This window comes from Rhodococcus sp. SBT000017 (assembly GCF_003688915.1).
Classification (GTDB): Bacteria; Actinomycetota; Actinomycetes; order Mycobacteriales; family Mycobacteriaceae; genus Rhodococcoides.
The window spans coordinates 2885398-2907679 of sequence record NZ_REFU01000001.1; the positions used below are offsets into that span (position 1 = coordinate 2885398).

The 22282-nt window shown below is 61.6% G+C and carries 25 protein-coding genes and 1 pseudogene; 12 read left to right on the forward strand and 14 right to left on the reverse strand.

Annotated features, from left to right (window positions below; translation table 11 throughout):
• Positions 1 to 26: 26 nt before the first annotated feature.
• The gene (locus AYK61_RS13365; RefSeq protein ID WP_121871113.1) at positions 27 to 881 is read right to left on the reverse strand and encodes an alpha/beta fold hydrolase; all 855 of its coding nucleotides are present in this window, start codon (positions 879 to 881) and stop codon (positions 27 to 29) included.
• A gap of 55 nt (positions 882 to 936) precedes the next feature.
• Here AYK61_RS13365 and AYK61_RS13370 point away from each other — a divergent pair, with 55 nt between their 5' ends.
• Positions 937 to 1347 carry a MerR family transcriptional regulator gene (locus tag AYK61_RS13370; protein ID WP_121871114.1) on the forward strand — a complete coding sequence of 137 codons (411 nt, stop codon included), beginning with the start codon at positions 937 to 939 and terminating at the stop codon, positions 1345 to 1347.
• A gap of 66 nt (positions 1348 to 1413) precedes the next feature.
• Here AYK61_RS13370 and AYK61_RS13375 read toward each other — a convergent pair whose 3' ends face one another.
• On the reverse strand, positions 1414 to 2262 hold the full coding sequence (locus AYK61_RS13375) for a helix-turn-helix transcriptional regulator (RefSeq protein ID WP_121871115.1): 849 nt from the start codon (positions 2260 to 2262) through the stop codon (positions 1414 to 1416).
• Between the two features lie 111 nt (positions 2263 to 2373).
• On the opposite strand from AYK61_RS13375, the gene AYK61_RS27320 reads away from it, so the two are divergent.
• Together AYK61_RS27320 and AYK61_RS13385 are read left to right on the forward strand one after the other, a co-directional pair.
• On the forward strand, positions 2374 to 2769 hold the full coding sequence (locus AYK61_RS27320) for a DUF1761 domain-containing protein (protein WP_183130266.1): 396 nt from the start codon (positions 2374 to 2376) through the stop codon (positions 2767 to 2769).
• 137 nt (positions 2770 to 2906) lie between these two features.
• Positions 2907 to 3815, forward strand: coding sequence for a phosphotransferase family protein (locus AYK61_RS13385; protein ID WP_121872727.1), 909 nt, complete (start codon positions 2907 to 2909; stop codon positions 3813 to 3815).
• Here AYK61_RS13385 and AYK61_RS13390 read toward each other — a convergent pair.
• A complete protein-coding gene (locus AYK61_RS13390) occupies positions 3809 to 4219 on the reverse strand; it encodes an SRPBCC family protein (RefSeq protein ID WP_121872728.1) in 411 nt (136 codons plus the stop codon). The genes AYK61_RS13385 and AYK61_RS13390 overlap by 7 nt on opposite strands.
• Before the next feature lie 67 nt (positions 4220 to 4286).
• Positions 4287 to 5228: an SMI1/KNR4 family protein gene (locus tag AYK61_RS13395; RefSeq protein ID WP_121871116.1), complete on the reverse strand. Its 942-nt coding sequence runs from the start codon at positions 5226 to 5228 to the stop codon at positions 4287 to 4289.
• Positions 5229 to 5392: 164 nt separating this feature from the next.
• Here AYK61_RS13395 and AYK61_RS13400 point away from each other — a divergent pair, with 164 nt between their 5' ends.
• The 3 genes from AYK61_RS13400 (at position 5393) to AYK61_RS13410 (ending at position 7356) form a co-directional block, all read left to right on the forward strand.
• A complete protein-coding gene (locus AYK61_RS13400; protein WP_121871117.1) occupies positions 5393 to 6064 on the forward strand; it encodes a TetR/AcrR family transcriptional regulator in 672 nt (223 codons plus the stop codon).
• Positions 6061 to 6993: a TIGR01777 family oxidoreductase gene (locus tag AYK61_RS13405; RefSeq protein ID WP_121871118.1), complete on the forward strand. Its 933-nt coding sequence runs from the start codon at positions 6061 to 6063 to the stop codon at positions 6991 to 6993. The genes AYK61_RS13400 and AYK61_RS13405 overlap by 4 nt, the downstream gene beginning before the upstream one ends.
• Positions 6994 to 7059: 66 nt before the next feature.
• Positions 7060 to 7356: an NIPSNAP family protein gene (locus AYK61_RS13410; protein ID WP_259468046.1), complete on the forward strand. Its 297-nt coding sequence runs from the start codon at positions 7060 to 7062 to the stop codon at positions 7354 to 7356.
• Between the two features lie 43 nt (positions 7357 to 7399).
• Here AYK61_RS13410 and AYK61_RS13415 read toward each other — a convergent pair whose 3' ends face one another.
• Genes AYK61_RS13415 through AYK61_RS13425 form a run of 3 tightly spaced genes read right to left on the reverse strand, consistent with a single transcriptional unit; the run spans position 7400 to position 10844 of the window.
• The gene (locus AYK61_RS13415) at positions 7400 to 8155 is read right to left on the reverse strand and encodes an SDR family NAD(P)-dependent oxidoreductase (protein WP_121871120.1); all 756 of its coding nucleotides are present in this window, start codon (positions 8153 to 8155) and stop codon (positions 7400 to 7402) included.
• Positions 8152 to 9708, reverse strand: a complete 1557-nt coding sequence (locus AYK61_RS13420; protein WP_121871121.1) for a long-chain fatty acid--CoA ligase — start codon at positions 9706 to 9708, stop codon at positions 8152 to 8154. Before AYK61_RS13420 ends, AYK61_RS13415 begins: the two co-directional genes overlap by 4 nt.
• Before the next feature lie 11 nt (positions 9709 to 9719).
• Positions 9720 to 10844, reverse strand: a complete 1125-nt coding sequence (locus AYK61_RS13425) for a DUF5938 domain-containing protein (RefSeq protein WP_121871122.1) — start codon at positions 10842 to 10844, stop codon at positions 9720 to 9722.
• A gap of 246 nt (positions 10845 to 11090) precedes the next feature.
• On the opposite strand from AYK61_RS13425, the gene AYK61_RS13430 reads away from it, so the two are divergent.
• On the forward strand, positions 11091 to 11729 hold the full coding sequence (locus AYK61_RS13430) for a TetR/AcrR family transcriptional regulator (protein ID WP_121871123.1): 639 nt from the start codon (positions 11091 to 11093) through the stop codon (positions 11727 to 11729).
• Here AYK61_RS13430 and AYK61_RS13435 read toward each other — a convergent pair.
• Positions 11723 to 12931, reverse strand: coding sequence for a citrate synthase (locus AYK61_RS13435; protein WP_121872729.1), 1209 nt, complete (start codon positions 12929 to 12931; stop codon positions 11723 to 11725). The two genes, AYK61_RS13430 and AYK61_RS13435, sit on opposite strands and share 7 nt — an antisense overlap.
• An 89-nt stretch (positions 12932 to 13020) precedes the next feature.
• Here AYK61_RS13435 and AYK61_RS13440 point away from each other — a divergent pair, with 89 nt between their 5' ends.
• The 3 genes from AYK61_RS13440 (at position 13021) to AYK61_RS13455 (ending at position 16205) form a co-directional block, all read left to right on the forward strand.
• The gene (locus AYK61_RS13440; RefSeq protein ID WP_121871124.1) at positions 13021 to 14166 is read left to right on the forward strand and encodes a citrate/2-methylcitrate synthase; all 1146 of its coding nucleotides are present in this window, start codon (positions 13021 to 13023) and stop codon (positions 14164 to 14166) included.
• A 159-nt stretch (positions 14167 to 14325) separates the two neighbouring features.
• Positions 14326 to 14931, forward strand: coding sequence for a TetR/AcrR family transcriptional regulator (locus AYK61_RS27045; protein WP_147458319.1), 606 nt, complete (start codon positions 14326 to 14328; stop codon positions 14929 to 14931).
• On the forward strand, positions 14928 to 16205 hold the full coding sequence (locus tag AYK61_RS13455; protein ID WP_183130267.1) for an alpha/beta fold hydrolase: 1278 nt from the start codon (positions 14928 to 14930) through the stop codon (positions 16203 to 16205). The genes AYK61_RS27045 and AYK61_RS13455 overlap by 4 nt, the downstream gene beginning before the upstream one ends.
• Here AYK61_RS13455 and AYK61_RS13460 read toward each other — a convergent pair.
• Positions 16165 to 16764: a putative glycolipid-binding domain-containing protein gene (locus AYK61_RS13460; protein WP_121871126.1), complete on the reverse strand. Its 600-nt coding sequence runs from the start codon at positions 16762 to 16764 to the stop codon at positions 16165 to 16167. The two genes, AYK61_RS13455 and AYK61_RS13460, sit on opposite strands and share 41 nt — an antisense overlap.
• 146 nt (positions 16765 to 16910) lie before the next feature.
• Between AYK61_RS13460 and AYK61_RS13465 the strand changes: the two genes are divergently transcribed.
• Complete coding sequence (locus AYK61_RS13465) at positions 16911 to 17405, forward strand: hypothetical protein (RefSeq protein WP_121871127.1); 495 nt, start codon at positions 16911 to 16913, stop codon at positions 17403 to 17405.
• Here the strand turns inward: AYK61_RS13465 and AYK61_RS13470 are convergent.
• Positions 17390 to 18817 (reverse strand): MFS transporter, encoded by a 1428-nt coding sequence (locus AYK61_RS13470; protein ID WP_220709114.1) that lies wholly within the window; start codon positions 18815 to 18817, stop codon positions 17390 to 17392. The genes AYK61_RS13465 and AYK61_RS13470 overlap by 16 nt on opposite strands.
• A gap of 74 nt (positions 18818 to 18891) precedes the next feature.
• Here AYK61_RS13470 and AYK61_RS27865 point away from each other — a divergent pair.
• A pseudogene (locus AYK61_RS27865) lies at positions 18892 to 19236 on the forward strand (winged helix-turn-helix transcriptional regulator); the annotation flags it as partial.
• 93 nt (positions 19237 to 19329) lie between these two features.
• Here the strand turns inward: AYK61_RS27865 and AYK61_RS27870 are convergent.
• From AYK61_RS27870 to AYK61_RS13490, 4 genes are read right to left on the reverse strand one after another with little or no spacing between them, the layout of a single operon-like run.
• Complete coding sequence (locus tag AYK61_RS27870) at positions 19330 to 20688, reverse strand: MFS transporter (RefSeq protein WP_121871129.1); 1359 nt, start codon at positions 20686 to 20688, stop codon at positions 19330 to 19332.
• On the reverse strand, positions 20688 to 21107 hold the full coding sequence (locus tag AYK61_RS27635) for a zinc-binding dehydrogenase (protein ID WP_220709115.1): 420 nt from the start codon (positions 21105 to 21107) through the stop codon (positions 20688 to 20690). The genes AYK61_RS27870 and AYK61_RS27635 overlap by 1 nt, the downstream gene beginning before the upstream one ends.
• Entirely contained in the window at positions 21104 to 21619 is a 516-nt protein-coding gene (locus AYK61_RS27640) for an alcohol dehydrogenase catalytic domain-containing protein (protein ID WP_220709116.1), read from the reverse strand. Before AYK61_RS27640 ends, AYK61_RS27635 begins: the two co-directional genes overlap by 4 nt.
• The gene (locus tag AYK61_RS13490) at positions 21616 to 22248 is read right to left on the reverse strand and encodes a DsbA family protein (RefSeq protein ID WP_183130268.1); all 633 of its coding nucleotides are present in this window, start codon (positions 22246 to 22248) and stop codon (positions 21616 to 21618) included. The genes AYK61_RS27640 and AYK61_RS13490 overlap by 4 nt, the downstream gene beginning before the upstream one ends.
• Positions 22249 to 22282 lie beyond the last annotated feature (34 nt).

Below are 22282 nucleotides of genomic sequence, written 5' to 3' on the forward strand. Positions count from 1 at the left end.
TCGGTCCTTTTGACCGATGGCCCGGCTCACGGTGACGCCAACCACACATCCAAGGCCTGTTGGACGCGTGATGGAGCTTCGAGCGGACTCAGGTGCCCCACATCCGGAACAGTGATCACAGACGATTCCCCCGGCAACAACTGCCGCAGTCGATGCGCCTGTTCGACGGGAATCCAGGGGTCCTGTCGACCCCATCCGATGGAGGTGTCACAGCGGACTCGGGGAAGTGCGTCGACGATCGGTCTCGTGTGCTCGGGCCGCAGTTCGGCGATCTGTTGGTAGAAGGCAGGCTGTCCCTCGTCGGATATCCAGGGTTCGGTCAACGTCGCCACGATGTCTCGGTCCAGCCGCTGATGTGCTGCTCCTGCAATGTATTCGGACACCAGTGCTGCGTGCAGGGAAGCCGGCAACGCGGCGAACACGTCCCTGTGCTCCGAAACGAGCCGAAAGAAGGGAGATCCCCACGGGTCCAGGGTCACCACATCCCACAAGAACAAACTGCCGTAGTCGCGTCCGTGTATCAGGTGGGCTCCCAGGGCGACCGCGCCGCCGATATCGTGCGCGACGACAAAGGGCCGTTCCAACTTCCAGTGGTCGAGCAACATCGCGAACCGTGACATCTGAGTAGCCAGGTCGGTCCGCACCTGAGATCCCCGCGCGGAGCGGCCGTATCCGGGCATGTCCCACAGGTAGACCCGATGCCCAACGCTGAGGTGACGAGCGGCCTGCGCCCAAACCAGCGCCGACCAGGGCGTTCCATGGCAGAACACGACGTCCGCGGATGGCACGTCCACCTCGGGGGTCAGCTCGTAGGTCGCTACCCGATCGCCGCCCACGGACACGAAGATCGGCTCCGGTAGATCGAATCTGTCGGTCGTCATGGCGATGACCTTAAAACTTAAGGTCGACCTGAAGTCAACGTGAGAGCATCGACGGGTGAAGATCGGAGAGGTTGCGCGGGAGCTCGATGTTCCGACCCATGTCTTGAGACATTGGGACGACGCCGGTGTTGTTGTGCCCGAACGCCTACCGTCGGGCCACCGCGACTACAGCGAGGAACATGTACGACGATTACAGGTGTTGCGAGCCTGTCAAGGCGTTGGAATCAGCTTGGCCGATATTCGGCTGATACTCCATCGAGACGAGCCCGAACGAACAGCAGTCATCGAAGAACAACTGACGCGAATACGACGGCAACAAGCCCAACTCGACCATGCCGAGCGCTTCCTCGCGCACGTCGTCTCGTGCACACATGATCTGCTCACCCGATGCGCGCAGTGCAGCGAATACTCCATTACGCAGATACGGTCACCCCTGGACGCCGGCGCGCCGGTCGATTCCGAATAACCGGTATTCGACAGGGCAACGAAGGCTGAAGTATCGATGTGCAGAAGACCTTTGAAACAACCTCACTCAGGCGCGGGCAAGTGCAGCGAGCTCACGGAGGTACGCGCCCGGTGTAATTCCGGCGACGCCGCGGAAGTCGTTGATCAGATGAGCTTGATCGACGTAGCCGAGGTCCGCAGCAATGTGGGCAGCGTCGGCATCGGGGAGCGAGAGTCTTTGCAGCACTTCCTGTAGTCGAACCCGTCGGGCGACTGCTTTGGGACCCATCCCGAGTGTCGATCGCAGTGCCCTCTGCACGGCACGTTCGCTGACCCCGAGTATTGCTGCCACGGATTGCCCGGATCTCCTGACGGACCCTTGTGCCAGTGCGTCGACTGCGGCGTTCGCGAGACGGTGTTCGGGAGTGGGTGGTCGTTTCGCCAGCATCTCGGTGATCACCGAATCTGCCCGAAGAGCATGGTCGGCAGCCGAGTCATGCCCGGAGACGGCGCCGAGCATGCCGAATAGACGGTCATCGAGATCTCTCGTGATCGGTTGCGTCGCCTGAAGTCTCGTGGGATCGAGGCTGGACACGACAGCCAGACCAGCTGGACGCAGTCTGACGGCGAACACGAAGCCTCGACCTTCGATCGTCCGGGACCACGCCCTGCGCTGAACATTGGTGAGCATGAACGGCGCAGGCACTGACCCGGTCTCCATACTGACCGTGACTGCCGGAAACTCGAGGACTCGCTGCTCGATGATTTCGTCCGCGGACAATTCCCATCGCACACTCCAGTACGCGTCGACGACATCTCCAACCTCTGCAGCCGGTTCGTGCCAGGTTGCGTCGAAGCGACGAAGAAGCGAGGGAGCCATGACGCCGGATCGTTCGTGAACGTCGATGGGCTTGGACGCGACCTGCCTTTCTTGCATGTCGCAATTCTGCAATACAACCGGCCTCCAGTCTCGAGACGATCACGTCATGACCACCAATTCTTGGACCGTTGTCGACCGAGCGACTCAACCGGGCCGAAGGGCAGTGTCGTGAACTGGCTGGGAGTAGCCGTGGCGGCGGTTGTGTACTACGCCCTCGGCGCACTCTGGTTCGGCCCCCTGTTCGGGCGCGCGTGGGATCGTTCGATCGGGCATGATCGGGCGCAGACGGGATGCCGATTCCCGTTGTCCTACTACGTGGTTCCGCTCTGTTGCTCGGCGGTGACAACCATCGTGATCGCTCTCGTTATCGATGTCATCGACGCCGACGCCGTGACATCGGGCGTGCTCGTCGGACTTGGTGTTGGATCGGCCTCCGCTGCAGCATCATTGACCAACGCGCTGACGCCCCATACTCCGCAACCATTCGTCTTCGGAGCTGTCACCGCGAGCTACCACCTCACGGGAGCGACAGTAGCGGGCGCGATCCTCGGAGCGGTTCGCTGACGTTCGTTCCGTGCCATATCGATTCGTTGCCTTCCCGTCAGGCAAACAACCTTGCACATGGTCGGATCGTCTGTTGCAGTGACGTGGTGACCGAACCCGAACCACCCTCGGCAGTGGGTCCGTCTACTCGTGCATGGGTGAGTCGACACCTGAACGCCGGTGAACGAATCATCGAATCCGAAACACTGTCCGGCGGCATCACCGCAGAGATGCGAAAGCTGACCATCTGGACCACCGATGGATTCAGTCGGAATCTGGTGCTGCGCACCTATACGGATTCAGCCAGTTTGCAGCACGCAGAGGACTCCTTGGAGCGGGAAAGCACCGCTTTGACAACGCTTTCGGGGTCAGCCGTACCGGTCCCCGAACTATTGGCATTCGATTCCACAGCCACTCATTGCGAGTATCCCTCGATCCTGATGACCCATGTCCCGGGTTCGACGGTTCTCGCCGACGAGGGCGTGGACGATCGGGTCCCCCTCCTAGCTCGGCAACTCGTCGAGATTCATGCCGTGAAGGCCGAGCCCAGGCCCCGTGAGTATCAGGCAATGACGACTGCCGATACCGTCGTGGTGCCCACACGAGCCGACGCGGAAGTATGGGCCGCCGCGATCGACGTACTACGTGGGCCTGTACCGACATACGACGGGCGAGTTCTGCATCGCGACTTCCTACCCGGGAACGTTCTGTTCGACGTATCGCAGAACGCCGCGCCCAGCATCACCGGAGTTGTCGACTGGGCGGGAGCATCGTGGGGGCCAACGGACCTCGATGTAGCGCACTGCTCGACCAATCTTGCTCTACTGCACGGGCCACAGTGGGGACCGCGGTTCGCCTCTGCATACGAAGAGGCCGGGGGCGTACTCTCCGAAAGCACTCGGACGCGGCAGTATTGGCGCGTGCGCGATGCACTAGCGTGCTCCGAGGAGGTGCAGTCGTGGGCTGCCCCGTGGCGCGAAGCGGGCCGTGTCGACTTGACGCCAGGAGTTGTGGAGGACCGGTTGGACGCGTACATCTCCATGTTGATGAACGCGAGTGGTCAGTGAGCTTCCAACACGTCTTTGAGTCGTCTCAGGTCTTCGGCCACCATACCGAGGTCGCGCTCGAATTCTTCGTCGCTGAGCTCGATCTGGCGGACCGTGAACAGAATTTCCGCGCCATTCGGATGGCTCAGCACCCTTACGGGATTGTTCACAATCGTCCCTGACGGCAGCGTCACGTCATGATCGAGGACGCCCAGGTCATTGTGTGGCACGAAACGTACTGTCACCTGCCCCATCGGCGATTCAGCGAGAAGCCGATCACCGTCGATGGTCACGGGGCTGTTCGCCAATCCTGCTGCCCATTGGGGCAAATTCGCAGGATTCGCTGCGAACTTGTAGACCTGATCCGGTGTACACCCAATAACTTGGCTGACGTGCCGACTTGCCACGACGGGTTCTCGATTCATACCAGGGACCATACGCAAAGGTTCCGCGGCGCTCTCCCGAAATCGGACCGGCGTCGAGATCGTGAATTCACCAGCTGCGGCCGGAGCGAAGCGCACGCCGAATGTCCCGCGCAACAGAGTTCGCGCGGCTCCAATCCCATTGAAGGGCAGCGCCCTCGATGGACCACTGCCAACACTCGTCGAACTCCTTGTTCTGAGTGAGACTGTCTGCCAGATCTCTCAGCATGGCGCTGATCGACAGCCAACGTGGACCGCGTTCGTCAGATCCCGACTTGTCGAATTCGGAAACGCATCCATACAGCTCGCCGGGACGGGTGTCGACGAACAAGAAGTTGCCGTCCATGCCTGCAAACGGAACGAAGACAGGAGCGAAGGTGAATGACATTTCCCCCGCGCAAGGCGGCACTTCCAACCCACGTGAGCTCCACACGTCGGCCCAGATCTGAATCATCTCTGCTCGCTCCTCGACCATCGCGTCGAGAGTCAGGAATTGGTAGCTGGGCAAGATCGCGACGAATGCGGGCCCTGAGGTATCGCCGTCGACCAGCTCGAAGAACTCGACAAGCTCCGCAGGCCACTTCTGCCCAGTCGCGGATATCGCCTGTTCGATCGATTCGGCTTCGGCCCCCGAGATCGAGTTCTCCGGAAAACGCTCGTGCAGCCATGTCGCGATGCGGGCCCACTGCTCGCGCACCGATCCTGGTCGCGTCTCATGCAGATTGCTCGACGGCACCGATCCACTGGCTCGCCGACGGTTCTCCTCGTCGCGGATTCTTCGCTTCACGTCTGCAATAAGGTCCATGCGAGACTTGGACACGTCACCGAACTCGGGTACCTGGACGTGCGTCGCGCTCAATGTCGCCCAGACGGCAGCCGCCGGCCGCTCCATGAGCGATGACAACGCAGTATCGACAACCTCTCCGAACGCGGCATCGTCGCCGTCGACATAACCGTCTCGAATCACGACTACAGCCGCCGAATCGACCTGTGACATCGCCCAATAGACCATGCGTGCACCCTAAAGCCCGCCGAGTGCGACATTACGCCCCGGTGGCACACGCGGCCGGGTCTACGACTGAGCACCTCCCGCTGCGACCCGCACGCGAGACCTTGAACATGTTCAAATTTAGGTCTACGGTCAATTTTGAACACGTTCAGAATTGAGGTGAATCGATGGCTCGCACGTCCGAGACTCGCGACAAGGTGGTCGAGGTAGCCCTGCGCCTCTTTCGCGAGGAAGGGTTTCAAGCAACCACGATGCGTCGTATCGCCGATGAAGCGGGCATCTCTGTCGGGAATGCGTACTACTACTTCGCCGGCAAGGACGAGCTGGTCAACGAGTTGTACATCGTGATTCAGCGCGATCATCGCGAGCGTGCTCTCCACGTCCTCGTCGACGGCGGATCATTGTCCGAAAACCTTGCTGCCGTTCTGCATTCCGGTTTGGAAGTGATGGAGCCGTATCACGCCTTCGGTGGATCCTTCCTGCAGTTGGCGTTGCCCACCCGGTCCAGTTCCAGTCCGTTCTCGGAGGAATCGTCCGACGCCAGGTCCATGGCCATCGACCTCATGCGAACCACCTTGGAGACGTCGAAACAGAAGGTTCCGGCCTCTCTGAAGGATGTTCTGCCACAGCTGCTCTGGATGATCTACATGGGTGTCACCCTCCATTGGGTCACCGATTCTTCGGACAACCAGGCGCGCACCCACACCTTGGTCGACGGGCTCGTGCCGGTGGTGGCCAAAGCCGTACGCCTCGCTCGCCTCCCGGTGGCGCGGGGGTTGGTCACCGACGTGGCCGGCCTGTTGAAACGAATGACGTCCCCAGAAGGGCTCGAACAATGAGTGATTCACCATCGACCGTCGTCCTGTGCGGTGCCTCCGGCTACATCGGACGGTACCTGCGTCGCTCCTACGAAGATCGCGGTATTCGCGTCAGGACCGTCGGACGCGGAACATCGAGCGATGCAACGTGGTCCGATCATCGCAGCCTCGTCGATGTGCTCGACGGTTCCGATCTGGTCGTCAATCTCGCGGGCCGTTCGGTGAGCTGTCGCTACAACAAGACGAACGCGGACGAGATCATGTCATCGCGCATCCAGACGACGGCGCAACTCGGCCGCGCCATCGCCGACGTAGACAACGCACCTCGATTGTGGGTCAACGCCAGCACCGGCACCATCTACCGCGATTCGCGCGACAGGCCGATGGACGAACGATCCGGCGACATAGGGTCGGGATTCTCCGTCGAGGTCGCCCGCGCTTGGGAGCGCGAACTGTTCGACGCAGATGTGACCATTCGCAATGTGGCGCTGCGTATGTCGATCGTGCTCGGCGCAGGCGGCGGGGCCATCAACCCGATCATCGATCTCGCCAGAGTGGGGCTCGGCGGAAAGATGGGCGACGGCGGCCAGAAGTTCAGTTGGGTGCATGTCGCCGATGTCGCTCGAGCCCTCGATCATCTCTACGACAACACTGGTATCTCCGGGCCGGTCAACGTTGCTACTCCGTTCCCGGTAACCAACGAGGACATGATGCAGCAGGTCAGGAATGTTCTCGGCCGCAGTCACGGTTTATCGACACCGGCGTGGCTGCTTCAGTTCGGTGCACGGGTGATTCGCACCGAGGCCGAATTGGTCTTGAAGAGTCGCTGGGTGGATCCACAAGTGTTGACAGGCAGTGGTTTCGAGTTTCAGTATCCCAAGCTGGACGATGCGCTTGTCGACATCGCATCCGAGACGCGACGGGGATTGCTCCCCGTCGCTCTCGGCTGATGTCACCGCAAGTCCAAGAAATGAAGCAACCCGGCTACCGAAGGACGAACGGTGATTTCCATACATTTGCGGTACGAGATCGACCCCGATCGCCTCGATGAGTTCCGCGAATACGGACGACGTTGGATCCCCTTGGTCGAACGATTCGGCGGAACGCATCACGGCTACTTCCTGCCGAGCGAAGGAGACAGCGACGAAGCCTTCGCGCTGTTCACGTTCGACTCGCTTGCAGCATACGAACGCTACCGACAAGAGTCAGCCGTAGACCCGGACTGCATCGAAGCAATCGAATTCGCCCGCACCACGGGATGCATCAGACGCTACGAACGTCGCTTCTTGTCACCGATGTTTGCTGGCGTGTGAGGCGCTACCAACGCTTCTGCGATACGCCCGAACTCGACCACGGCTACACGAGCGACGCCGACAGTCCTCCGTCCAGGATGTAGTGGCTTCCGGTGATCCATGACGCCCGGTTGGAGGCGAGGAACAGCGTCACTTCCGCGATGTCCTCCGGTGTTCCCAGCCGTCCCTGCTTGGCTTTGACGAGGTCACCGAACGGGATCTGGGTCGCGGCCTCGAAGTCCGGGACCAGTCGATCGACCATTGCGGTGTCGGCGAATCCGGGGCACACGGCGTTCACTCGCACTCCCGATGCGCGCATCTCGATGGCAGCGACGCGCGTGAGCTGGATGACTGCAGCCTTTGTGGCACAGTAGGACCCGAGCAATGCGGTACCGCCCACGCCGGCAAGCGAGGCAATGTTAACGATGTTTCCCTTGGACTCGACCAGTGCACCGATTGCGGCCTTCATCACCAGGAACGTGCCCTTGACGTTGACGGCGTAGATCTTGTCGAAGCTCTCCGTCGACTGTTGGAGCAGCGGTGACGACACTTCGATTCCCGCATTGTTGACGACGATGTCGAGTCCACCGAGAATCTCCACGGCCTGCGCCACCGCACTCTGCACCTGACTCTCGTCGGACACATCGCAGTTCGCGATGCCGGCGGCACCGATCTCCTCGGCCGTCTTCGCTGCTGCGCCTTCGTCGATGTCGCTGACGACGACACGAGCGCCGCGCTCGATGAACATCTGGGAGATGGCTTTTCCGATGCCGGCTCCGGATCCGGTCACGAATACTCGCTTGCCCTCGAACTCGGTCATGGTGTGCTTCCCTTCGATGATGAGTGAGACATGGTGCTGCGTACTTCGGTTTTGAGGATCTTTCCCACTTTCGAGCGGGGAAGGTCGGTCCAGATCTGAATCTGTTTGGGTGCCTTGATGCTTCCGATTCGCGCCTTCACGTGGGTGATCAGTTCCTCGTCGGACGCGTCACGGCCGGGCCGTAACAGAACTGCCGCAGTGACTCGTTCGCCCCACTTATCGTCGGGCAGGCCGACGACGGCGCATTCCCTCACCGACGGATGCGACAGCAGGGCCTGTTCCACCTCGGCCGAGTAGACGTTGAACCCGCCCGTGATGATCATGTCCTTGGCACGATCGACCACGTACAGGTAGCCGTCGTCGTCGAGGTACCCGATGTCACCGGTGTGGTGCCACCCGTATGCACCGACTTCGACTGTGGCGTCGAGATTCTCGTGATAGCCCTGCATCACGAGGGGACCGCGAACGACGATCTCGCCACGCTCGCCGCGCTCGACCAGTCCACCGTCGTCGTTCATGATCGCCACCGTTGTCAGCGGAGTCGGCTTGCCTGCCGAACTCAGTCGCTCGGTGGCGATCGATCCGTCGCTGCGGAAGTGATCGGCCGGAGCGAGTGTTGCGATCATGTTCGGTGCCTCGGTCTGCCCGAAGAGCTGTCCGAGAACCGGCCCGATGCGGGTCAGCGCCTCTTCCAGTCGAGTCGGCGACATCGGCGCGGCCCCGTACCAGAGGCACCGCAGCGACGACAGATCCGTGACGTCGAGATCCGGATGATCGAGCACGCCGTAGATCACCGTCGGCGGCAGAAACGCGTGGGTGATCCCGTGTTGTTCTATGAGCGACAGGAATTTCCCGACGTCGGGAGCACCCATGACAACGACGTGTCCGCCCAGACTGAGGATGGGAAACGTCAGCACGCCCGTAGAATGAGTCAGCGGCGCGAGAGCCAGGTATCTGGGTCGATCCCCGAAGGGGTAGCTCATGAGTGCCGTTGCCGTGGAGGTCATCATGTTCTCCTCGGTCAGCCTCACCCCCTTGGGTTTTCCGGTCGTACCGCCGGTTCCGGCGATCATGCACAACCCGTCCGCCGGTCGTCTCTCCGCAACAGAATCGGAGCCGTGTTCGACGAGCCAGCTGTCGTACGAGAGCGCTCCCGGCACGTCGCCGTCCAGGCAGACGAGCCATTCCAGCCGAGGAAGCTGCTCGCGAATGCGACCGACGAGATCGGCGAAGGCTTTCTGGAAGAACAGGAATCGGCAGCCGAAGAGCTCGAACAGTTGACGGTTCTCGTCTGCTTCGTTGCGTGGATTGATGGGGCACCACACCGCCCCTGCCCGCGAGATCGCGAATACACAGGTCAACGCCAGCGGGTCGTTGGCGGAGAGCACGGCGACCCGGTCACCTGCTTCGATCCCGTTGTGCTGCAACGCAGCGGCGATGGCCACTGTGTCGTCGTACACCTGGCCGTAGTTTCGGGTGGTGTCACCGATGGTGAGACAGGGTGCGTCTCGGCCCAGTGACACACCTTTGTCGAGGTAGTCGGACAGCCGCATCGGCCCTGTCCTCAGCTGTGTGCAGTGACGATGGGTTCGAGCACCAGTCCGAACGCGCGGAGCACGCCGAGCAGTTCCCGATGTCCGAATGCCTGGCAACTCGAGGCGAATCCGACCTTCTTCGGCGGTCCTTGCAGCAGATGCGCCGCCGCGTAGGCGTTGAGCAGTGCGGTCTGCTTGTAGTTGCAGTTGCCGTGAATCACGGTGTGCACGCGACCGAGTGGTCCCGACGCGTAGACCGAGTCGAGTGAGGTGTTGATGCGCGGGTTCTCCCGTGGGGGCGTCTCGCTGCGCACCGACGACGACACCGTGTCGATGATCTGGTACTTCTCCGCATCGGACTTGCCCTCCATCTGAGCCATTGCGGCAGAGATGATTTGAGGCACTGCCAGCATCAGAGGCTTGTTGATCACACCGCCCAGGGCCCGAGCATTCGCTACGCGCGGATCGTTCTTGAACCACACCGGATGGGATGTCCCACCCCAGGGAAGAGCCAGGCCCAGGTCGTGCTGGCCGGGCACAACCACCTGCATGACGCCGTCGTCCGGCCATTCGACGTACTCGTTCTGCTCCAGGTAGTAGGCCTTGGAGAACGCAGCGTTGGTGAGGATCGTGTTCGTCGACGCGACCGTCGGGTGTCCCTTCCAGAAGACCTCGATGTCGAGTGTGTCCAGCCCCGGCGTCTCGAGGCAGATGTTCGCAGCGATCTCACCGATGCTGTACATCTGCGCCAAACCTGGTGTGAGTACGAGGTTTCGGGATGCGAACTCGGCGCCGTACTTCGCCTCGGCGTCGATCATCCAGTCCTGCTCACCCGTGGTGTCGGTGTAGTGCGCACCGATCTCGATGCACGCCTGCGCAACTTCGTGGCCGTACCGCGAGAACGGTCCGACCGTGTTGAGGACGATCTCGGCACCCCGGAAGGCTTCGGCGAGAGCCGCTGCGGTGTGGTCGACCTCGACGACGTCGTACTCGACGGTCTCGATTCCGGGAACCACGTCGACGATGCCCTTGACTCGGCCTTCGTCACGTCCGGCGGCCAGGAACGGGATGTTGTACTCGCGCAGGTATTCACAGATCAGTCGGCCGGTGTATCCCGACGCTCCGTAGACGACGACGCGCTTGTCGGTTGGCATGAAAAGTCCTCTCGTGATCGGCCCGTCCGCACGGCGGACCGAGATGGGTTGAGACTCCGGGCACCGGAGGGGACGTAGGGAACATCCGCCCTGCTGACGTGTGCCGTGGATCACACTAGGGTAGAATTTGTACAGCCGTCAAGCTTTTTCTGGACAACTGCCCAGGATTTGGCCGACGCCGAGGTTCCTCGATCGGCCGTCGGGCATACACTGAGGTGACGACCACGCGCGGAAAGGACACGGACCATGACCCAAACCGCTGATCCGCGCGCGCGTATCGAGGAGCGCGCCCGCAACAAGTTCGAGTCCAAGCGGACCGAGCTGGCCGAGGCGACGCTGCACACATTGGCCGAATTGGGTTATGCGCGCACGTCCCTGCGGGAGATCGCGCAGAATTCCGAGTACTCGCACGGCGTGCTCCACTACTACTTCACCGACAAACTCGACCTGATCACGCACGCCGTCCGCCAGTACGAGGCCATCTGTGTCACTCGTTACGACGAGGTGGTGGCCAACGCGGTGGACGCCGCCGGCTTGTACGCGGACTTCGAGGAGAAGTATTTCGCCACGCTGGCCGCGGACGCCGGAATTCACCGTCTCTGGTACGACCTCCGTAATCAGGCCCTGTTCGACGGTTCGTTCCGCGGCGACGTGCTCGAGATCGAGGAGCGTCGCGAAGACATGATCTGGCGAGTGGTGGCTCGGTACTGCGAACTTCGCGGCACCACGCCTGCACTCGACAAGGCCTCCGCGTACATCCTTCTCGACGGCATCTTTCAGCGCGCTCTACTGCACCACCTGGCCGGCAACACAGCCGAGATCACCGCCGCGCGTCGCCAACTACTCGCAGCGTTCGCATTACTGGATTGCCCGACGCCTCAGTAGGTTCCCGGCCGAGTTCCCGTGTAGATGCCGGGAACCCGAAAGCGCAGGGGCGCTTCGTCGTACTCTTCGAGGGCGTGTGCAGTCCACCCGACAATTCGGGCGAGGGCGAACACCGTTTCCGGCGTGTCTGCTCTGAGCCCATAGGCGAGGGTGAATGTGGCAAGAGCGAAATCCGAGTTGGGAAACGTATCGAATCTGTTGCTCACTTCCTCGATGATGACGTCCGCAGCAGCGACCACTACGGGATCCGCACCGAGGGCGGGGTCCCGGAGCAATCGCAGTAATTCCTCGGCACGCGGGTCTCGGTCGGTGTAGATGACGTGCCCGAATCCGGGCACCCGCTCCCCCGACCTCAATTGTGTTGCGAGAGCGCCTATCGGGTCGTCGACTGCCGTCGTCAGGAACCGATGCACGGGATCGGCGGCGGAGCCGTGCAGGGGGCCGTCGATACAGCCGAGGCCCGCCGAGACTATGGAGTACAGATTTGCACGGGTGCTCGCAGCAACCCGAACTCCGAGCGTCGAGGCGGCCAGACCGTGGTCGGCCATCAGGACGAGCGCAGCTTGCAGTACCACCAGACCATTCGGATCGGACTCGTCGGACGTGATTGCCTCCCAGACCGATTCGGCGATCGAATGCTCAGAGGAACCACGACCGAGGGCTGCTGCGACCGTCACCAGCAGCTGCCCTGCCTCGCGGACAACGGATGTGGACCCGGTGTCGAATCGCATCGGTCGGTAGGTGGAGGCGATGTCGACGGCGATGCGGATCCGATCGATGGACCGGCAGTCCGGTGCCATCAGCCCCAGTGCATCTCGGCATCGTTGTACCACAACGGGATCGGCGACGTACTGGGTTCCGTCCACCAGCTCACCTGTCCACACGAAATGTGCAACCGATTCCAAAGTGCGTGAGCTGAGCTCGACGGCATCACGCCCCCGATAGTAGAGATGCCCGTCGTCGATCAGCGTGATCCGAGTCCGAATTCGTTCCACGGCACCGATATCGGTGCGCCGAGCGGTATCGCGTCCGGCGAGAGATTCCACCTCGTCCACGTCGAACACGCTCCCCCGCACTCCGGGAAGTCGGGTACTGGTCAACAGACCACGGCTGACGTAGGCGTACACCGTTTCCGGCTTGACGCCCAGCCGTGCGGCGGCCTGCGCGGTGGTGAGCATGTTCCGACCGTCGGCGTGCGTCATGTCCACCTTTCACATTGACTCGATCAACATTGACAAGAATCAACACTAGCGCGGATCGTAGAGGTTGACCAGCGCAAAGGAGTGCAGCCATGACCGTTCTCGACGCCCCACGAGGGCTCCACAACGTCGTCGTCACCACCACATCGATCGGAGATGTACGAGGCGACGAGGGTTTCTATCACTACCGCCAGTACTCGGCGATCGACATCGCGCTACACATGACCTTCGAGGACGCATGGTTCCTCATGGTCGAGAGCCGGTTGCCGACCGACTCCGAGCGCGCCGAGTTCCTGCGTACGGTGGCCCCGCTGCGCGTGCTTCCGAAGGACGTCGCAGCGGCCGTGAAGACGGTGGCGTTGTCGGGTCCCGAGCAACCACTCTTCGCACTGCGGACGGTGTTGTCGGGAATAGCAGGTGCTGTGCCGCTGTACGAGTCTTCGGAATCGGACAAACGTGCGACCGCCCTGCGTCTGTGCGCGATGACGCCGACCATTCTGGCTGCCGTACACAGGATTCGGGCCGGCAAGGAACCCATCGGTCCTTGCGATGATCTGACGACGGCTCAGAACTGGTTGTACATGATCACCGGGCAGGTGCCCGAGGCCGACCACGCCCGAGCGATCGACCGATACCTCACCGCCACGATCGATCACGGGTTCAATGCGTCGACTTTCACGGCGCGAGTCGTGGCGTCGACGGGGTCGGACATCGCATCGGCAGTGTGCGCTGCGATCGGTGCCTTTGCCGGACCGCTGCACGGAGGTGCCCCGGATCGTGCCCTCGACGGGCTGGACGAGATTGCCGACGTCGATTCTACAGACGCGTGGGCACGAGCGAAAATTACTGCAGGCGAACGCATCATGGGATTCGGACATCCGGTATACCGAACCGACGATCCCCGATCGGTGATGCTTCGCGATACGGCACAGGAGTTGGGCGGTGACCTGATCGACAAGGCCGTGCAGGTCGAGAAGGTCATCGCTGCTGCGCTCGCGGATCTCAAGCCGGACCGCAAGCTGTACGCCAATGTGGAGTACTACGCAGGCGTCGTGATGGAGCTCTGCGGAATCCCTCGGTCGATGTTCACTCCCACTTTCGCGTGCAGTCGGATGGTGGGGTGGTGCGCCAACATCGTCGAGCAGTCGCACGACAGCAAGATCATCCGGCCGATCGCTCGCTACGACGGGCCAGTGCCTTCGGCAGTGGTGCGAAAAAGTGCCGCCCAGGGCACTTGAGCACGCCACTGCGGCGGAGCCGCATCACGGTGTGCGTCCACGCTCGGACTGTTCGGGAACCGGGGAGATCAGTCCGGTGACATCCGACAACGATGAAAACCTGCACCCGTTCCTCCAATCTGGTACGCCGTTCTAGTACACAGTGCTAGCTTGGCTCCCATGCCCGACAGGAAGCGCCACTCGCGACGCGAGTCAATCCTCGACGCCGCGTGCTTCATTGCGGACACCGAGGGTCTCGAGGCAGTCACCGTCCGAGCTGCTGCGCACGAAGCAGGTGTGGGAATCGGAACTCTGCGACACTACTTTCCGACACAGAGGGATCTGTTCGATGCGATCGTCGAGCGTCGGGTCGACGCGGTGATAGACGATTCGATCGTGCTCGATTCGGCAGCACCAATCGATGCACGGATCGCCGACATGGTCAGGCAGTTCCTGCCGGCCGAACTCGACCAGCCCGGAGCGCTGGGTCTGTGGTTCGCCTACTATTCCACTGCCTTGGGTCCAACGCCATCCGTGGCGAGCCAGCAACTCCTTACCGCTGCGGCACGCCGGTCGCACCAGCACATGCGCCGATGGTTGCGGAACTTCGCCAACGAGGGTCTCGTGGCCGACGACATGATCGACGATGCAAACGAGACTGCCATTGCGTTGACCGTCGGCCTGACCCTCGAAGCGTTGACTCCTGGATCCCCGATGACCATCGAGCGCGGCAGAATATTACTCACACAGCACTTCTCAGAATTGTTGGCCAAGGCAGTGCAGTGACAAGAAACCAAGACAAACTACGCCGACTTGCATCGACAAGTCCCGGGCTTCGCAGTCTCCGCCGCCCGGCGACTACGAACTGCCCTGAATTCGATCTGGCATACACCCGCACCGGACCGCCGTCGGCCACACCTGTCGTGGTGCTGCCCGGTGGACCGGGGTTGGCCTCGGTTCTGCCCTATCGACGCTTCCGTCGCCGCGCAACCGCACGTGGGTTGGACGTCGTCATGATCGAGCATCGAGGAATCGGCCTTTCCCGCACCGACACCACCGGACACGATCTTCCGCGTGCAGCGGTCACGATCTCAGCGGTGATCGGCGATATCGCAGCTGTACTCGAGCACGAGAACATCGATGCCGCAGTGCTGTACGGCTCTTCGTACGGCACATACCTCGCGTGTGGCTTCGGTATCGAGCATCCACACTCGGTAGCCGGGATGATCCTCGATTCGACAGTGCTGTCGGCGCACGATCACCATGCGGTTCGGTCACACGCGCGATCACTGCTTTGGGACGGACAGCACCCCGACACCGAGTCCAGTGCGCGGCTACTGCGCGATCTGATCGCCGGGGGTACCCACACCAAGGACGACACGAGCGACGTTGCGCGACTCACCTATGAATTCGGCGGACCCGCACTGCTGCAACGATTTCTGAAGCAGGCGACGTCCGGAAAAGCGCAGCGAACCTGGGTCTTCGTGTCGAATCTCGGAAGAAGCGAAATCGAAGACGAGGTCGCGACGCGTTTCTGGATGGAATTCGGGCCGGTCGCCGGCATCGCGTTCACCGAACTCAACTACGCACCCCCGCCCGACGGTGGCCCGTTCGATCCGGCAACTCAATTCATTTCTACTGCAGCCAAATACCCACCGTTCTCCAAGGAGCCACTCGACATTCCCGCGCATCTTCCTGGATTTCGGTGGCCGACGGTGATCATCACCGGAAGTCGCGATCTACGCACTCCCCGACCGATAGCCGAGCGCGCCCACGCTTCGATCCCCGGTTCGATTCTGCTCGGAATCGACAACGGCCACAGTGCGCTCGATACGCACCAGCTGGTGGCTCTGCACGTCATCGAACGTATGGCTCAGAATCAGTCCAACAGGTTGACCAGGCCGTCGGACACACAGATCATCCGACAACTGGCCGTTCGCGGTTCTGCCACACGCTTTCTGCCGCATATCATTTCAACTCGACTCAGATTGGAGAACGCAGCGGAAGCACTCCCTCGGCTCAGCCGATTCGCGCTGCGAGCTCCGGGTACTCGACGATGAGTCCTGAAGCGTCATAACGAAGATTTGCGGAGAAGTCGAACTGCGGGGCGGTGTAGCCGAGCGAGAACGGTGATGTGACGGTCGCCGGGATGTCATACCTCTGGTGGAGCACTTCCACCACGTTCGCAGTGGCGCGCACATACACCGCGCGCACCTCGTGCGAACCGGGTTCTGCCCAGAGTCTATGGACTGGAATGGTGTTGGTCACGACAGAAGCTTCGAGATCGATGTCTACGCATGCAGCCAGATCAGTGCGCACTTCACCGTCGACAAACCACGTGCCGTTCTCGTCACGAGCGATGTCAGTGCTCCACGTCGCGTCGCGGGTCTGCGTTTCGACAGTGGCCTCACGCGTTGCCCACTGTTCGTCGACGATCACGCGATAGCACACTGCATAGCTCGCGGATCCTTCCACCGCGACACTGCTACCCCAGATACGAGTCGTGCCGTCCGCAGGGTTCGAAGCGAAGTACGCCACCTCGAAGCCGTCGCGCAATCCGCGGTGCCGCCACGCTGCAGTCTCGGGAAGTTCGTGGAGGTCGTGTTTCTCGATCGTCATATCGGGACTCCGTATCGATGTGCGCTCGAAGGTCGAGACTACCTGGACAACAGCTGCATCCCTTGACCTTCCAGTAACACGAAGCTCGATGCTGGTAGTCGCCGCTCCCTGCGGTCCACTGATGAATCACCGAAGGAGCAGAACCGATGACCGAAGACCTCGACACCACGATGACCGCAATCGTCGCAGCAGCAACCGAAGGACGCGTCGGCGATTCTGCCGGCGCTCGTCGATCACTGCTCGGACTGTGGAACGAAATCGGTACCGATGGAGATGCCCTACATCGTTGCACTCTCGCCCACTATCTGGCGGACCTGTACGACGACCCGGCGCAAGCCTTGGCATGGAACATTCGGGCTCTCGATGCTGCAGATGCCCTTACCGGCAACCGAGTTCGACGCCATCATCGGTCGCTTTATGTCGCCGGTTTCTATCCTTCACTACATCTCAACCTCGCTGAGGATTACCGCCGTCTGGCATCGTTCGAGGCCGCCGGCGCGCACATAGATTCAGCTCGAAGGCTTGCGGAGGACCTTCCGGACGATTCGTACGGCACAGGCATCCGGGACGCCATTACCGATATCGCCGAAGCAATCGCCCGTCGCGACTCGGCCACCGATGCACGTCAATCCGCGTCCTGACCCACGCTCGTTCGCTGACGAACGAACAGCAGTATTCCGATGCCCAGGGCGAGTCCTGCCGCCGCGGCGGGGACGATCAATGCACGCTGGTAGTCCTCGACCGACGGCTCGCCGACACTTCCGCCGACGAGCACGACCGTCACGATCGAGACCCCCAGGGCAGCACCGAATTGGAATCCGGTGTACACGATTCCACCTGCCAATCCATGCTTGTCATCGCTGACGCCTTCTACTGCAGCAGCAGTCAGCGGGCCGTAGATGAATGCGAATGCCAAGCCCAGCAGGAGCAGCGATGGCAGCAGGTCGCCGAATCCCGAGCCCTGATCCAACCGGAGGGTCAGAACGAACCCGAGTGCCACCGCCCCGAGTCCGGCAAGCATCACTGCAACGTTGCCGAATCGGGCGACCAACTTCGGTGTCAGGAACGGTGCAACGACCAACTCGATCCCCATCGCCGCGAATGCAGTGCCTGTCTGCAGCGGAGTCCAACCCAACAGTTCTTGGAGATACAGCGTCAGGACGAATTGCCATGCGAAGAAGGCTCCGATGAACAGCAAGCCGACCGACGTTGCCCACGGCAGCAGTCCGGCTGTCAGCACTCCTGCGGGGATCAACGGGTTTTCCGCTCGCCTCTCGATGGCGACGAAGGCGCACCCGAGTAGAGCGGCGGCACCGAATGCACTGAGCCCCATTACGTTGGACACGTTCTCTCCTACGGTGACGATCCCGTACACCAGGCTGACCATCGTTGCAGTGAGCGTCGCGCCTCCAGCAAAATCGAATGATTCGCGGGCTGGATCTTCGGTCTCTTCTGCGTCGCGCACGATGAAAAGCCCTCCTGCAACGAGGAATCCGAGCCCCAGGAAAGCCGGGGCGAAGAAGACCAGCCTCCAGTCCAGTGACGTGAGCAAGCCTCCGGCGAACACTCCGAGGAGAAATCCGGAGGCCCCGATAGCTCCGTAGATGGCAAGGGCCTTGTTGCGCAGCGCTCCTTCTGGAAATGTCGTGGTTAGCAGACTGAATCCAGCGGGTGTCATGAAACCGGCAGTTGCGCCGGTGATGAACCGGACCACGATCAACACCCATGATTCCTGCGCCAACCCACCGATGGCAGAGAAAGCCGCGAACACGGCGAGAGCCGTCAAGAAGACCCGGCGTCGTCCGAGGACGTCGGCGGCGCGACCACCCAGAATCATGAACCCCGCGTAGGCGAGCACATAGGCGCTGATCACCCAGTGGGCCGAACCGGTGCCGAGGCCGATATCGGCAGCAATGCTGGGCACTGCCACGTTCAGCATCGCGATGTCGATCCCTTCGAGGAACAACGCTCCGGTCACGACACTCAGTACGACCCACGCACGGCCCGGCAGCAGCGACGCATGGCCTTCGATTGCTGATTCGGATTCGGTCACAACACTCTCCTCGGTGACAAAACATCAGTTGGTTACTTCTTGTAACCGACTGCAGCCTGGGTCATCATGAGTGCATGACACAAGAAGGCACTTTGGAGTCAGTCGGTTCCCCGCAGGGAAGTGACCAGGTGGCCGACGGATGTTGCCGCGATGGCCGTGACGCGTACCAATGGGATGCCCGCGAGGACTGTGGCGTCAGGCAGATTCTCGATCGTGTCGCCGACAAGTGGTCCCTTCTGGTGATCGCGTTGTTGGACGAGCAAACCTTTCGATTCGGCGAACTTCGACGAGAGATCGACGGGATCAGCACTCGCATGTTGACCGTGACGCTGCGCAACCTCGAGCGCGACGGCTTGATCGACCGGCGCATGTACCCCGAAATTCCTCCGCGCGTCGACTACCGACTCTCGGACCTGGGTCGAACGTTGCTGGGAACCATCCAAGCTCTCGTCGAATGGACCGAACACAATCAGCAACGAATTGCCCACGCTCGGGCAGTATTCGACGACGCGTCAGCAGTGACTCCGTCTCAGGTTAGAGTCGGGTCGACGCGCAACGAGAACGGCGGCACCGCCGACACCAGCAATCAGCGTGTAGGCGAGCAGGAACTCGTGCGCGATCGCGAGCGACAACACCGCTCCTGACACCGCGATCAGGATCGATTGGTTCATCGACTCCGAAATCTGCAAACCGGAACTGTTGGCACCGTATTCGGCCTCCGTCGACTCCGCCAGAACAGTGGCGGTGATTCGCGGGTACGCCAGCCCCATACCTGTTCCCATGACAATGCATGCGACCACCAGAGCAGGTACCGGTATCGCTCCGGCGACGAACAGCCACGCGCCGACAGGACCGACGAACACCAGCACTACCGCTCTCGGTACCAGAGCGGAACCACCGTCGCCGCCGGAGCCTCTACCCTGCAGCCAGGCTCCGAAAATCCATCCGATCGCTCCGAGGGCAACGATCAACCCGGACGAACTGGGACTGTAGCCGAGCTGGCGCTGGAGGTAGAGAGGCAGATAGATGTCCGTTGCCGCAACGGTCGCACCCAGCAATCCGCGCAGCACGGTCGCTCGAGGAATGCCCGGTCGAATCCTGAACGTGCCCTGGGGAAGAAGGCGTGTTGCCGACAACCCGATCAGCGAAACGGCGCCCAAGCTGCCCAGGACAAGAATGGGGACTGTTTGCTGACCGGCGAGGTGCAGCGCGAGCACGCCTGCCGCTGCAACCATGGCCCATCTTCCTCGACTTCCGAATACTGCTGTGCCGTTACGTAACTGGACCGAACCACGGACCGCAACAAGAAGCAATATCAAGGACGCCCCGGATCCGACCAAAGCCATCGCGAACACCGTTCGCCAACCGACGAACTCGACGAGTACACCGGCGAGTAGCGGTCCCGAGATTCCGGGTAGAAGCCACGCAGCCGTCAACAGCCCGAAGGTTCGAGAATGCAGCTCGGCTGGGATGCACTGTGCAATAACTACGTACAGGACGACAGAGTTGATTCCGCCGCCGAATCCCTGCAGCAGCCGACCTGCCACGAAGAGCTCGATCGTGGGTGCCACCACACAGAGCGCAATCCCGATGAGAAAGGCCGTACCGCCCACTGCCATCGGGACCAAAACACCGCGTCGGTCGGCCCAATTTCCCCCAATGGTCATCCCCACCAGAGCTGCGGTCAGTGTCGAGGCATACGCAAGCGAATACCAGCGATCGGCACCGAAGTCATCGACGACCACGGGCAGAGCAGTGGTGATTGCGAACGACTCGAACGCAATGAACGTCATCGTTCCCAGCAGGCCGATAATCAGCGACCGATGCTCTCCCGACAGCAGATTCGAAGGACGGTCCACCCTGTCGGTCATCAGCTTCCTTCATCGACGAGCAACACAACCTTGCCGCGCCCGTGTCCGCTCTCGACGTCACGATGCGCCTGGCCGGTCTCGTCGAGCAAGTACGCGGCCCTGACTGTGACGCGCAACTGTCCGGTAGCGCACAGATCGACGAGTTCGCGCAGACGCTCGGCCGATCGATCGCTCGAAATCCATTGGCACTCGAGCTCTCTTGCCAGTGCCATGTCGACGATCGTTCCAATGCGGGAACGGTCGGACGTCAGATCGACTGCAGTGCGCAGGTTCTCATGTCCGGCCGCGTCGAGCACCACATCGACTCCTTCCGGAGCCGCTGCCACGATTCGTTCGATCTGACCCTCACCGTAAGTTACTGCGACTGCGCCCATCTGCTCCAGATACGGGTGGTTGTCTCGACTTGCCGTACCAATCACCCGCAGGCCTCGATGAAGCGCCAACTGAACCGCCATCGAACCCACCCCACCCGCTGCCCCATGGACCAGCAAGTTTCACCTGCCCGCGCACCCAACCGTTCCAGTGCGGTGTGGGCCGTCTGCCCCGACGCGGACAGCGACCCCGCCGTGCGCCAGGAAACGTGAGAGGGCTTGGCTACAATCTGGTCGGTCGGAACGCTCACGTTCTCCGCGTAGCAGCCGAGAACTCGATATCCCAGGACGTCGTCACCAACAGCGAACTGGTGGACATCTGCACCGAGCGCCTCGACGGTTCCCGCAAATTCGTTGCCGAGAATCTGCGGAAACTCGATTCTCGCGCCCGGCGGTACCCACCCTTCCCGAATCGCCGCATCGGTCAGTTGCACACCGGCCACTCGAACCTTGACCAACACCTCTCCAGGATTCGGAGTCGGCCGGGCAAGCGTTCTGGTCTTCAGCACCGATGCGGGGCCGTGTTCGTCGATCGCAACGGCGCGCATCGTGTTGATCATCGGCCGACCGCCGGGCGACCTTCGATCCGATCGAGACCGACGCTCGGATCACCAGTGATTCTTACCGAATCGGCAAGAACAGTCGGAATCGAGCTGATGCCGAGCGCGGCCGCATCGCGAATGTCCTCGTCGACAGCGGCCGAGTACTCGTCGGTCTCTACGAGCATCGTGATGTCGCCGCCCGCCAGGCCCACCTGTTCGCCGACCGAGCGGAGCACCATCCAATCCGCGATATCGTCGTTGAACTCGAAATGCCTCGAATACAAGGAATCCCACGCCTCGAATCTGTTCAACTCTCGATCCGCCACCAGCTTCAGCAGTCGGTGCGCATTGCGTGAGTCGACTACCAACGCGGTGTCGATGTTGATGGTGAGCGATTCCGATGTACCGCCCGCCACGATCTTCCTGCTGTGGGCTGCCCATCGTGCTTCGTCGAAGCCCCACGAGGACAGCGCCGCTTCCCGAACGGTGATGCCGGAGCGAGTTGGACCGGCGGGTTCGAGCAGAAAGCTCCTGTACTCGACCCGCGTGCCGGATTCGAGACGGCCGAGTGCCCGCCCCAGTTGTCGATGCCCAATCCAGCACCACGGGCACCGTAGGTCCGCCCAAGTCGTGATCGTTGTCGTCAATTGTCTCTCCTGACCTCGCCGAAGACTGCGATGT